We start from the raw sequence: 255 nt of genomic DNA, 5'->3' as shown, positions 1-255 counted from the left end.
CGGGGTGGGTGAGAGCCTGTCTGGGCGGCTGCTGTGGCTGGACGTGCGCACCATGCAATGGCGCAGCGTCAACGTCCAGCGGGATCCGGAATGCGCTGTCTGTGGCGCGCACGCGCACTGATGCGCCGGACAGGCGATTATTCCGTCCCCGTAAAATCTGCCTGTCATTCTCCGCGTAAATAATATTAAAGGTTTGAAATACCTGCTATAACGCCAGCCAGCCTTCCTTTCATGGCAGGCAGCATTGGACGTATC

General features: G+C 58.0%; 1 pseudogene. It reads left to right on the top strand.

The features are described 5' to 3' along the window. Positions 1-121 (top strand): annotated as a pseudogene (locus SB751_RS32990) (molybdopterin biosynthesis protein MoeB); the annotation flags it as partial. Positions 122-255: the final 134 nt, after the last annotated feature.

Origin of the sequence: Cupriavidus sp. SIMBA_020, from assembly GCF_046535395.1 — a bacterium.
GTDB lineage: Bacteria > Pseudomonadota > Gammaproteobacteria > Burkholderiales > Burkholderiaceae > Cupriavidus > Cupriavidus campinensis.
Note: the sequence above shows the minus strand (reverse complement) of the source record. Positions and strands in the feature narration are given on the sequence as shown.